The organism is Ruania zhangjianzhongii, assembly GCF_008000995.1.
In the GTDB taxonomy this organism is placed as follows: domain Bacteria; phylum Actinomycetota; class Actinomycetes; order Actinomycetales; family Beutenbergiaceae; genus Ruania; species Ruania zhangjianzhongii.
Window position 1 is genome coordinate 5,008,087 of sequence record NZ_CP042828.1, and the last position, 12,169, is coordinate 5,020,255.

General features: G+C 68.0%; 9 protein-coding genes. 3 read left to right on the plus strand and 6 right to left on the minus strand.

Annotated elements, in window-relative coordinates:
- Positions 1 to 49 precede the first annotated feature (49 nt).
- Together FU260_RS23155 and FU260_RS23160 are read left to right on the plus strand one after the other, a co-directional pair.
- Entirely contained in the window at positions 50 to 2,938 is a 2,889-nt protein-coding gene (locus FU260_RS23155; RefSeq protein ID WP_147919200.1) for a family 20 glycosylhydrolase, read from the plus strand.
- Positions 2,935 to 4,206, plus strand: coding sequence for a VOC family protein (locus FU260_RS23160; protein ID WP_210418163.1), 1,272 nt, complete (start codon positions 2,935 to 2,937; stop codon positions 4,204 to 4,206). The genes FU260_RS23155 and FU260_RS23160 overlap by 4 nt, the downstream gene beginning before the upstream one ends.
- A 126-nt stretch (positions 4,207 to 4,332) precedes the next feature.
- Here the strand turns inward: FU260_RS23160 and FU260_RS23165 are convergent, their stop codons facing one another.
- Positions 4,333 to 8,202, minus strand: a complete 3,870-nt coding sequence (locus FU260_RS23165) for a replicative DNA helicase (protein WP_147919201.1) — start codon at positions 8,200 to 8,202, stop codon at positions 4,333 to 4,335.
- Between the two features lie 315 nt (positions 8,203 to 8,517).
- Between FU260_RS23165 and FU260_RS23170 the strand changes: the two genes are divergently transcribed.
- Positions 8,518 to 9,852, plus strand: coding sequence for an MATE family efflux transporter (locus tag FU260_RS23170; protein WP_235912125.1), 1,335 nt, complete (start codon positions 8,518 to 8,520; stop codon positions 9,850 to 9,852).
- Positions 9,853 to 10,000: 148 nt separating this feature from the next.
- Here FU260_RS23170 and FU260_RS23175 read toward each other — a convergent pair whose 3' ends face one another.
- The 5 genes from FU260_RS23175 to rpsF all read right to left on the minus strand — a co-directional run bounded on the left by FU260_RS23175 (position 10,001) and on the right by rpsF (position 12,093).
- Positions 10,001 to 10,309: a DUF4333 domain-containing protein gene (locus tag FU260_RS23175; RefSeq protein ID WP_147919203.1), complete on the minus strand. Its 309-nt coding sequence runs from the start codon at positions 10,307 to 10,309 to the stop codon at positions 10,001 to 10,003.
- A gap of 152 nt (positions 10,310 to 10,461) precedes the next feature.
- Entirely contained in the window at positions 10,462 to 10,914 is a 453-nt protein-coding gene (rplI, locus tag FU260_RS23180) for a 50S ribosomal protein L9 (RefSeq protein WP_147919204.1), read from the minus strand.
- Positions 10,915 to 10,931: 17 nt separating this feature from the next.
- Complete coding sequence (gene rpsR, locus FU260_RS23185) at positions 10,932 to 11,177, minus strand: 30S ribosomal protein S18 (RefSeq protein ID WP_147919205.1); 246 nt, start codon at positions 11,175 to 11,177, stop codon at positions 10,932 to 10,934.
- A 57-nt stretch (positions 11,178 to 11,234) separates the two neighbouring features.
- Entirely contained in the window at positions 11,235 to 11,783 is a 549-nt protein-coding gene (locus tag FU260_RS23190) for a single-stranded DNA-binding protein (RefSeq protein WP_147919206.1), read from the minus strand.
- A gap of 19 nt (positions 11,784 to 11,802) precedes the next feature.
- Positions 11,803 to 12,093: a 30S ribosomal protein S6 gene (rpsF, locus tag FU260_RS23195; RefSeq protein WP_147919207.1), complete on the minus strand. Its 291-nt coding sequence runs from the start codon at positions 12,091 to 12,093 to the stop codon at positions 11,803 to 11,805.
- Positions 12,094 to 12,169 lie beyond the last annotated feature (76 nt).

Below are 12,169 nucleotides of genomic sequence, written 5' to 3' on the forward strand. Positions count from 1 at the left end.
CTACCTGGATAGTCTCGTCGCCGGCGACGACGCCACCGGAGGGACTTCGATGCACAGCAGCAGGATTCGTCTCGGGACCCGGGCGCTGGCCGCCCTGGCCACCAGCACCGCCATGGTCACCGCGCTCCTGGTAGCGCCCGCGAGCGCGGATGAACCCACCGCTCCCGCGGCGCCGGCCGACGAGGCGCCGGTGACCGTCCCGGCGCTGCAGCAGTGGGAACCCGGCGGGGAGAACTTCGCGCTCGGCCGCGGGGCGATCCAGCTGCGCGTCGACCCCCAGTACGCCGACGAACTCACCGACGATGCCACCACCTTCGCCACGGACCTGGAGGCGCTCACCGGCCGTCACGTCGTCGTGCAGGTCAAGGGCACCAGCCCCGGCCGTGGACCGGGCGTCATCCAGTTGACGCTCGATCCGGACTGGACCGAGCATGGCGCCGAGTCGAGCCGAATCACCGTGGATCACGACGTCACGATCGCCGGACCGACGGACGACGGCGTCTTCCTCGGCACCCGGAGCGTCCTGCAGATGCTCTCCCACGACCGCACCATCCCCGGCGGCGTCGCGACCGACTGGCCGGGCTATGCCGAACGAAGCTTCATGGTGGACAACGGCCGCCAGTACTTCACGCCCGAGTGGGCGCGCCGGCAGATCCGGGAGCTCGCCTCCCTGAAGTACAACGAGTTCCACTGGCACATCGCGGACAATGCCGGCTTCCGGATCGAGTCCAGGACCCACCCGGAGATCGTCTCGCCTGAGCACTGGACCCAGGAGCAGGTCACCGAGCTGGTGGAGTACGCCGCCCGGTACCACATCGAGATCATTCCCGAGATCGACATGCCCGGGCACATGCAGTACGCGCTCCGCGAGCACCCCGAACTGCAGGTCGTCGATGCCGACGGCAACCGCAACACCCGCAACCTCGACCCCACCAATCCCGAAGCACGGCAGTTCGTGCAGGAGATCCTCGACGAGTTGATCCCCCTCTTCCCGGGCCGGTACGTGCACACCGGAGGGGATGAGTTCACCGGCGACTGGGACGCGTACCCGGTGCTGACCAACTGGGCACAGGAGAAGTACGGCCCGGAGGCCAACGCCCACGACGCGGTGCTCGACTTCACCAATTTCGTCAACGACGTCGTCCAGGCGCACGGCAAGACCATGCGGATGTGGAACGACGGCGCCCAGGGCGGCGCCGTACTCCAGGCCGACACAGACATCGTGCTGGAGTACTGGTCCGACCAGCACGGCGATGTCACCGCGCAGGAGTTCCTCGATCGGGGCTACCAACTGATCAACGCCAATCGCAACGTGCTCTACGGCGTACCGGGGGCGACGCCGACCTGGAACAACCTCGATCCCCGCAAGATCACCGAGGACTGGGATATGGGTCAGTGGCACGACGCCGTGGCCCCCAACACCACCGATCCACACGCCGAGGGCATCCTCGGGGGGCAGATCCACCTCTGGAACGACTCCCCCGGCACCGCCACCGAAGAACAGATCTCCGGACGGCTGCATATGCCGCTCCGGGCGATGGCACAGCAGCTCTGGGACTCCGACCTCGACGGCGGGTGGGACGCGCTGGCCGGGCGAGTCTTCGCCGTCGGGCAGGAACCTCAGTGGGCGCTGCTGGACGGACCCGATCCGAACCTCGCACACGGAGCTCTCGTCTGGTCCACCGGCCGGGAACGGCCGGACTGCCACGAATCGATGCTCACCGATGGCGACCCCAGCACCCGCTGGTGCGGGCCGAAGGTCACTCCACAGTCGGTGGTGCTCGACCTCGGCCACCAGGTCGATCTCGGCACGGTGATCCTGGACTGGGAGTCAGCCTATGCGGGCGCGTACTCCGTGGAGGCGTCCACAGATCTGAGCACGTGGACCACGCTGGCCACCACCGAGGACGGCGACGGCGGGCTGGATCGCCATGCGATCAGCGGCGAGGGCCGTTACCTCCGGCTGACGATGACCGAGCGCGGCACTCAGTGGGGGCTGTCCCTGTATGAGATCGAGGTCTACGAGACTGGGGCGCTCATCCCGCGCGACTTCTCGCTGACCGTCGATCCCGCCGTGCTGCTGGCGTCGGCGGAGCAGCCCGGCGCCGCGACCCTCACCGTGGACAACGCCGGTGACCAGGCGGCGACCCTGAACTGGACTGCCGAGCCGCCCGACGGCGTCACGATCGTCCCCGCCTCGGGCACCGTGCGCCTCGGGGCGGGCGAGAGCGCCGAGGTGGCGGTAGAGGTCACCGGCCCGGCAGAGCCCGGAACCCTCCGAGTGCCGCTCACGGTCACCGCGGGTTCGGGCGGTGAGGCGATCCCGGTGGCCGAGGCGGAGCTGGGGGTGTCGGTGCCGCACGCCGCCCTGGCCGATGCATTCTCCGGTGTGTCGGTCACCGACGATGACGAGGTGAACCCGCCCGGACTCGGTGTCGGCATCGACGGCGCAGGTTCGTCGTATTCGGCGCAGGCGCTGGCCGACCACGGCGTACAGCCGGGAACCGAGCTCAGCCGTGAGGGTGTCACTCTGACCTGGCCGGACGTAGATCCGGGGACCGCGAACAACGTGCTCGCGAACGGCCAGAGCGTGCGGCTTGATGCCTCCGGTAGCCGGATCGGGCTGCTGGCCGCGGGCACCTACGGCACAGTGACCGGCGACTGGGTGGTGCACTACACCGACGGCAGCTCCGAAACCGTCGAACTGAGCACACCGGACTGGAGCCAGTCGAACCCCGGTGACTCAGCCATCGTCTCGATGCCGTATCGGAACACCCCGACCGGGCCGACCGACCGGGCGACCCAGGTGCACTTCCAGTCGATCCCGATCGACCCGGAGCGAACCGTGGCGGCGCTGACCCTGCCGACCGTCTCCGCAACGGCGGTGCGGGGCACGCCCGCGTTGCACGTGTTCGCCATCGGGATCGGGTCGTCGTGACGGCGCAGGAGTTCGGGGCCGCCGACGGAGTTGGAGATTGGCGGGTGCTCGGCGAGGTGGCGAGCGCATGGTTCTCGGCGCCGTCCCATGCCGCGGGGGCCGCGCTGGCCCGGCCGCTGGCCGACCTCGACGTACCGGTGGACCTGAGCGTGCGCGCCACCGGGGTGCGCGCCGACATCGTGCCCACTGGCGGCATGCTCGGGACCACTGAGATGAGTGCGGCACGTGAGGTATCGGCTGCTGCGCGGGCGCTGGACCTGGCGGCCGACCCGGCCGTGCTGCAGTCGCTCCGGCTGACGTTCGACGTTCTCGACCGGGCTGCGGTGCAGCCGTTCTGGGAGACGGTCCTGGGGTACGTGCCCCGCGGTGTGGCGGACATCGCGGACCCGCTGCGCCGGGGGCCCACGATCAGTTTCCAGGACCAGGGTGAGCCCCGACCGCTGCGCAATCGGCTGCACCTCGATGCGGTCACCCCGCAACCCGTGGCGCAGGCCGCGCTGGAGGCGGTGCGGGAGCGGAGCGCCGGGTCGATCGCCGAGCACGGGTTCTACGCCACCGTGGCCGATGCGGAGGGCAACGAGGCCGATCTCCTGCCACTGCAGGACGGCGCCGATGGTTGGGGCGAGCCGGAGACCGAGGACTGGCGGCTCGTGTTCTCGGCGATGGCCTGGTACCGGGTGGACTCGACCGGGCAGGCCGCCGATCTCATCTCCGCTGCCGCGGAGCTGGCCGACGAGGCGAAACTCGCGCTGGGCATCGACCTGCGCCCCGGGTTCGTGGTCCTCGACACGGGTAAGGACCTGTGGGAACAGGATGACGGCTACGAGGTGCTCGCCACGCGGATCCAGGAGCGCGCCCGAGCGCTCGGGCTCACCGCGGACGTCACGAAGCCCCGGTTCGTGCAGGTGGGCATAGACGCCGCGGACATCCCGGCAGTGCGGCGGTTCTGGTGCGCGGTGCTCGGCTACCAGGAGGACCCACGCGCCGAGGTCACCGACATCATCGATCCGCGTCAGCTCACCATGCCGCTGTTCTTTCAGGCCGTCGACGCCACGGAGACCGGGCGGCTCGCGCAGCGCAACCGGATCCACCTTGACGCATTCGTTCCGGGCGACCAGGCGCGGGCTCGGGTGGCGGCCGGGCTGGCCGCCGGTGGATCGCTGCTCTCCGACGAGCACGCACCGGCCTGGTGGACGCTGGCCGACCCGGAGGGCAACGAGGTGGACATCAGTGTGGCCTCGGGGCGTCGGCACCACCGGACTGGATAGCGTCGACCCCAGCACGCACCCCGCACGCGACGCGGCGCACTTCCGCCGCGTCGTCCGGGCCGGCCTGCGTGAGCGTTGTTGCTGGTGGTGGTTCAGAACGTGCCCTTGGATGTCACCCGGCGTTGGCTACTGCGCCATGTCGAAGAACCGGGCGTAGTGCCCCTGGAAGGCGACCACGATCGTGTCCGTGGGACCGTTCCGATGCTTGGCCACGATGATGTCCGCCTCGCCGGCACGGGCCGACTCCTTCTCGTACATGTCCTCACGGTGCAGCAGCACCACGACGTCGGCATCCTGTTCGATGCTGTTGTGAACCGCTATCCCGTTGGCGATGAAGTTGTGGCTTCCGGCCACAGTGGCGTCGTAGACCGCTTCTTCACCCTCGTACTCGATGCCGGTGACGGCGTCCCACAGGACATCGTTAGCCGCCATCATGTCAAGTCCCTCATGGTCGAGGACTGCGGCCACCTTTCCTAACCGCTGGCGTGACGGCGCATGCTTCCACATCGTTGAGCCGCAGAACTGAGTCCCCATCGCCTTCGCGAACTCGCGGTGCGTGACGTGCTTCTCTGCCAGTACTTCGCGAACGTCAGCCCACACCTCCTGGGGCACTGTGTCGACGTTAGTGTTCGCCTGCGTCTCACGGATGACTGCGAGCAACTGTTTCGCCTGCTCGCCGCGGGCTCCATGGACACCAATTTCCTGGAAGAACCTGCGCTGGTCATCGCAACCGCTCAGGTCCAGGCTGTAGTTCGGGCGGTAGTTGCCCTTGGTCACGGATCGCAGGCGTGTCGAGATTCCGAACCGCAGCAGAAGGCGGCTCAACCCGTCAATCAGCTGGCGCGACGTCGACGCGTAGTAGACACGACCCGACCGCCCGCTCTTGTTCACGGTGACCGAACCGTCGGTACTCCAAAGGTGCTTGATGAATAGGGCAATCTGGCGCTTGGGCAGGTGGAAGACAGGCTCGGGAATGAACTTCTCGTGGCTGCGCTTGCCGAACAGCTTGTACTCGTCGAGCCACTGGGCGATCGGGTTCCGCCGCCCATGAGTCAGCCGGTAGGGAGCGCGGAGACGCAGCGTGGTGCATCTCGCTGCGGCGTAGTCGTCCCGGACCGGCTCGATTCCGAATACTGTTGCCGCGTCCGTGACAGCCGCTAGGTTCGCTTCATCGATAGATGCGTACCGGATCGGCTGCCTCGCGACGAATGAGCCGTCACCAAGAAGGTGGGCGAGCATGATGACCTTGCGGTCATCCCACTCCGCCTCGAACTCCGGTGCCGGGACATGGCGCGGTACGCCGATCCGGGAACCGACCCTGAGCTCTCCGAGCGGTGTCCAGCCGCCGTAGGTGAGGAACGGGTGGTTCGCCGTGGCGCGCACTTCTTTGCCGGAGGCGAGCTTCAACCGGTAGACGGGCTTGGTGCCGGTGCTGAAGACATGCGTCAGGTGTCGGCGGACATACTTGAGCCGGTCATCCAGCGCCCACACCGGAACGTCGCGGGAGCCGTTGGCGAGGAGCTCACCCATCGTCACCTCGGCGCCGGTATCGGCACGCAGCACCTTGGTGTCGGCAGTCAAGCAGCCCGATTCGCGAAGGTCGCTCATCTGTGGCTTCTTGTCCGTGCGGCCCTCAGAACCACGGTTCAGCTGCGAGATCGCGATCACCGGGACCTCGAGCTCCTTGGCGAGCAGCTTGATCGCGCGGGAGAACTCCGAGACCTCCTGCTGGCGGGACTCCACTCGCTTGCCGGAGCTCATCAGCTGCAGGTAGTCGATCACCACGAGCTTCAGGTCGTGCCGCTGCTTCAGGCGACGACACTTGGCCCGGATCTCCATCAGCGACATGTTCGGGCTGTCGTCGATGAACAGCGGCGCCTCGCTCACCCTGCCCATGGTGCGGGCCAGGCGGGTCCAGTCCTCGTCCCGCATGGTGCCCTTACGCATGTTCTGCAACGGCACCTGGGACTCGGCGGAGAGCATACGCATCGAGATCTCGTTGCGGCTCATCTCCAGCGAGAAGATCACCGAGGTCATACCGTTCCTGATCGACGCAGACCGGGCGATATCCAGTCCCAGCGTCGAGTTGTGGGTCGGGATCATCGACCGCGAGGCCAGATACAGGTGTGACGGATGCCCGATCTCAACGCAGCGCACGGGCACTGACTCCACTCGGCGCACATCGGCGACAAACCTCGCGAGGCGACGCGGAGTCGGACGGTGCGCCCGTTCCTTGTGCACCAACTGCTTGCGGGCCAGCCCGAACACTTCGTCCGCCGTGGTAAACGTCAGTGTGAACGCCGTGCTCGATGCAGCGGACCGTCCTTTGACGCCTCGACGGGTCATGCCGGTGCGATAGCCCAGCGAATGGATCAACTCGCGAACCCCGAGTACCAACTGCTCGCTGGTCACGGTAAATTGGACCGCGCCAGTAGGCGACACTGTGCCGTCGGTGTCCAGCAACCCAGCAAGCATTTCCCGCCGTTGACGCTCGCTCGCGCGCAGGTAGCACTCGGGGATGTGCTTGTTGTTCAACAGGTCGAGGCCTCGGAGTATCGCCTGCACGGTGCCGTGATCAGCCCGGCACTCCGCACAGAGCCGAAGCCCGCTGCTCGGCTTCCCGCAGTCCGGGCAGGTCGGCACCAGATTCAGACCGCCACGGCCTTTAGCCTTGCCGCCGCACGACCGACCGCAGGTCTTTACCTGAGATGTTCGGGGGGTGAAGGCGGCCCCGCAGACGACGCACGTCTGTGCCGCCACCAGTTCGGCCGACCGAGTGATCGTGTAGGTGCGACGCGCCCCAGGATGCACCTCATAACCGAGCCCCTCGATGCGCATCGCGATCTCAGGGTCGTTCGAGGTATAGCGAGCGGCAGCGCTGTGACCATCCCCGAGCCAGACACCTAGCACGTAGGGATCGAGTGGAAGCTGCGCGTCGGGCAGCTCTAGCGGCTTTGCATTCCGTACGCAGTGGTTCAGCCGCTTGTCGATCGTCGCGCACCGCACCGTCTCAGCGATCTGTGCAGTGGTACGCACTTCAGCGAAGGTCTGCTGGTTGCGGTATCCGTTGTACCCGACAGCGGCAGCCTGGGCAGACTTGCGGGAGGCTCGGGTATCGGTCAACCACTGGTGCTGCGCATCGGCGACGATCGTGGTGCCGTCGTCGAACGTCACCTCGAAGCACGGCCGGTCGGTCAGCACCTCGGTCGCGGCGACGACCTCGGTAGGAGTGCCGTCAGCGGCGAGGAGCTCATCACCGACCTGGACCTCTCCCATGGTGGTCCACCCGGTCGGGGTCGGCAATGGCGTATCCAGCGCCAACGCTTTTCCGACGGCCGGCCTCGCCGCCACCACGATCATCTGCCCGGGATGCAGACCGTTGGTGAGCAGATCGAAGTCGGTGAACCCCGTGGGCACGCCGACCATGCCCTCGCCACGGTGCGAGGCGGCGTCGATCTCCTCCATCGTGGAGTTGATGACGTCCTTCAGCGGCACATAGTCCTCGGCAGTGCGCCGCTCGGTGACGGCGTACACCTCGGCCTGGGCGGTGTTCACCAGGTCATCGACGTCGCCGCCGTCGGTCGCGTAGCCCAGCTGCACGATCCGGGTGCCGGCGTCCACCAGCCGGCGCAGCACCGCCCGCTCGCGCACGATCCGGGCGTAGTAGCCGGCGTTCGCGGCGGTGGGCACTGAGGACAGCAGCGTGTGGAGATAGGGCGCGCCGCCGATCCGGGCGAGCTCGCCGCGTTTGGTCAGCTCGGCCGAGACTGTGACCGCGTCGGCCGGTTCTCCGCGGCCGTACAAGTCCAGCACCGCGTCGTAGATCGCCTCGTGCGCGGGTCGATAAAAGTCGTTGCCCCGCAGGGTCTCCACCACATCGGCGATGGCGTCCTTGGACATCAGCATGCCGCCGAGGACGCTCTGCTCCGCCGCCACATCCTGCGGAGGCGTCTTGTCGAAGCTCTCCGGGGCGTCCGAGATCTCGGTGATGCTCATCGTCGCCCCACTGCCATCGCCAATTCCTCCACTGCTCGCCTACGCCGAACCGTCCGTCAAGACCTATCACCGCCCGCCGACACCGGGCCGGCCCGCTTCCTCGCGCGCGGACCGCGTTGACGCTACGCACCCGCGACTGCTCCAGCAAACCACTGCCTGGGGACAACTCGCCGGGCCCTGTGGATAGCCTGCGGATGAACCTGTGGATCGCTGTGCACAGGCTGTGGCTAAACGTGTGGATATATCCGTAGGATCCGCAGCAGGACAGGCTTGCGATCACCCACAGCCTGTGGACAAAAACTACTCGGAGGATTGGTGGACGACACGCCGACCGGCCGCGCCCTCGACCGGCGGATCCTCGACCTCGCCGTCCCCGCACTCGGTGCTCTGATCGCCGAGCCGCTGTTCATCCTGATCGACTCGGCGGTGGTCGGGCACCTCGGCACCGCCCAGCTCGCCGGCCTCACCCTGGCCTCCACCCTTCTGGTCACCACGGTCGCCCTGTTCGTCTTCCTCGCCTATGCCACCACCGGCGCCGTCGCCCGCAAGCTCGGCGCCGGGGACGAGCGCGGCGCCTTATCGCTCGGCCTGGACGGCATCTGGCTGGCCCTCCTGCTCGGTGGCGTGCTGCTGGTGCTCGGCCTGACCGGTGCCGAGCACCTCGTTGCCTGGATGGGCGCATCCCCGGAGGTGGCTCCGCACGCCGTCGCCTACCTGCGCTCCTCCATGCCCGGAATCCCGGCGATGCTCGTGGTGCTCGCCGCCACCGGAGCCCTGCGCGGGCTGCAGGACACCAAGACCCCGCTGCGGGTCGCCGTGATCGGCGCGATCGGCAACGCGATCGGGTCCATCGCCCTGGTCTACGGCCTGCAGATGGGCATCGCCGGTTCCGGACTGGCGACGGCGCTCGCCCAGATCGGCATGGCCGTCGCCCTGGTGTGGGTGGTCGTCCGGGGCGCGCGGGAGCGCTCGGTCTCGCTGCGTCCAGCGGTCGGCGGGATCATGAGCAACGCCCGTGCCGGACTGCCGTTGCTGATCCGCACCCTCACCCTGCGGGTAGCGATCCTGCTCACCGTGGCGTGCGCGACGGCGCTCGGTCAGGTTCCGCTCGCCGCTCACCAGATCGTCAACTCGGTCTGGGGGCTGGCGGCGTTCGCCCTGGATGCGCTCGCGATCGCAGCCCAAGCGCTGGTGGGTCACGGGCTCGGCGCACGGGACCCGGACACGGTGCGGCGGGTGGTGCGGCGCTGCCTGCGCTGGGGCACCCTCGCCGGAGCCGGGCTCGGCGCGGTGATCGCTGGGCTGGGCTGGCTGATCACCCCCCTGTTTACCTCGGACCCGGAGGTCCAGCACGCCGCCGCACTGGGGCTGGTGGTGATCGGCGTCCTGCTACCGATCGCGTCCTGGCCGTACGTGCTCGACGGTGTACTGATGGGCGCCGGCGACGGCCGCTACCTGGCCTGGGCCGGCGGGATCGCCCTGGCCATGTACCTGCCGCTGCTGCTCGCGGTCTGGGTGTGGGCCCCGGGCGGCGCGCTCGGGCTGGTCTGGCTCTGGGTCTCGTTCGCCGGCGGCTACATGCTCGCCCGGGCGCTGACCACCTGGCTGCGGGCGCGCGGGGGCCGCTGGATGGTGCTCGGCGCGGACTGACCTGTGCCGAACGTGCCGGTGCCGAACTGACGGGTGTGAGGCGGACTGACCGGGTCGCGGCTGGTTGCCGCAGGAGCCGGGCGTCGGCCGAGTCACCGGGCGACCGGGTGGCGCAGAGTGCTCACCCTGATCAGCCCGCCGAGCCCAGTCAGCTCATCGGCGTTTCGGCCACCTGAATATCGAAGTTGACGTTGTTGCCATCCACCGAGGTCACGGTCAGCGTCACGCCGTAGGTCTCTTCCATGCCTTCGGCGGTCAGCTCGCACTCGATCGAGGCGTCCACCTCTGCGGGGAGATCCTCCGGGCAGGTGACCTCCGGGCGCTGCCCGACCTGCTCCTCCAGTTGGTCCTCAGCGAGCGTCGCCGCCTCGTCGGCAGACACGGAGCCCGCCGAACATCCGGCCAGCAGGGCGGTCAGGGCGATGGCGCCGCCGGCGGCAGCGAGGGTCTTGCGCATGAGTTCGTCTCTCCTTGCAGATTGAATACGGTTCCAGCCTCGCAGCCACCGACCGGTGGCGCGATGGGCAGGACTACCTGGGTAGGACTCCCCAGGCAGGCGAAGGGCCCCGGCGCAGAGCGCACCGGGGCCCTTCAGCAGATGTTCGCGGGTCAGGCCGAGGCCACGACCTGCACGTCCACAGTGGCGGACACGTCCTGGTGCAGGCGGATCTGCACCTGGTGGTCGCCCAGGGACTTGATCGCGTGTCCGACCTCGATCTTGCGACGGTCCACCGTCTGACCACCGGCGGCGATCGCCTCGGCGATGTCCTTGGTGGTCACGGCACCGAACAGGCGCCCGTTCGCACCGGCGCGCACCGGTACAACGACCGGCTTCGCCTGCAGCGAGTCACGCACGGCGTGCGCGTCCTCGATGGTGGCGATGGAGTGCTTGCGCCGCGCCGCGGTGATCTGGTCGATCTGCTTCTGTCCGCCCTTGGTCCACGGGGTGGCCAAGTTGCGCGGAAGCAGGTAGTTGCGGGCGTAGCCGTCCTTGACGTCGACGACGTCACCGGCGGTACCGAGGCCGGTGACCTCGTGGGTGAGGATGAGCTTGGTCGCCATGGCTGTTCCTCCTTGCCTCAGCGAGCCGAGCTCGAGTACGGCAGCAGAGCCATCTCGCGGGCGTTCTTCACGGCCTTCGCGATCTGACGCTGCTCCTGGGTGGAGACACCGGTCACCCGACGCGCACGGATCTTGCCGCGGTCGGAGATGAACTTGCGCAGCAGCGCGGTGTCCTTGTAGTCGATCGGCTCCTCAAGCTTGATGCTCTTGAGCGGATTGGCCTTCTTCTTGATGATCGGCTTGCGAGACTCTCGCTTCGCCATAGTGGTACTCCTTCGATGCACGCACGTCCCTGCTCAGGGGTGCGATCAGGTGATGGTTTAGAAAGGGGGCTCGTCGCCGAAGTTGGAGCCACCCGTTGCCCAGGGGTCGTCGCTCTGGCCGGCGTTGTTACCGCCACCGCCATAGCCGCCGCCACCCTGGTTGCCTCCGCCGCCGCCGGTGCCACCGCCACTGAAGCCGCCGCCTCCGCCGCCGCCGCCGGAGAAGCCACCGCCGCCCCCACGCTGGGAGCGGGTGACCTTCGCCGTGGCATAGCGCATGGACGGGCCGACCTCGTCGACCTGCAGCTCGACGACGTTGCGCTTCTCGCCCTCGCGGGTCTCGAAGGAACGCTGGACCAGACGACCCTGCGCGATCACTCGCATCCCCTTGGTGAGGGACTCGGCGACGTTCTCTGCAGCCTCGCGCCAGATGGAGCAACGCATGAAGAGGGTCTCACCGTCCTTCCACTCACCCGACTGGCGGTCGAACTGCCGCGGGGTGGACGCGATGGTGAAGTTGGCCACGGCCGCACCCGAAGGGGTGAACCGAAGCTCCGGGTCCGCCGTGAGGTTTCCGATCACGGTGATGACGGTGTCGCCTGCCATGACGCTCCTTAGGTCGCGCTCAGCGCGCGTCGGGTCGGATCAGCTTGGTGCGGATGACGGACTCGTTCAGGCCGAGCTGGCGGTCGAGCTCCTTGGCGAGCTCGGGCGTCGCGTGCATGTCGACGACGGCGTAGATGCCCTCGGTCTGCTTCGCGATCTCGTAGGCCAGCCGGCGCTTGCCCCAGACGTCCGTCTTGTCGACGGTCCCACCACCTGCGGTGATAACTCCCAGGAACTTCTCAAGCGCGGTCGGAACGGTGCGCTCGTCAAGCTCGGGGTCGAGGATGACCATCATTTCGTAGTGACGCATGCGTAAACCCACCTCCTTTGGACTCGGCGGTCACGGTCCTTCCGTGACAGGAGGGTGATGCGTGCTCTCACACCTG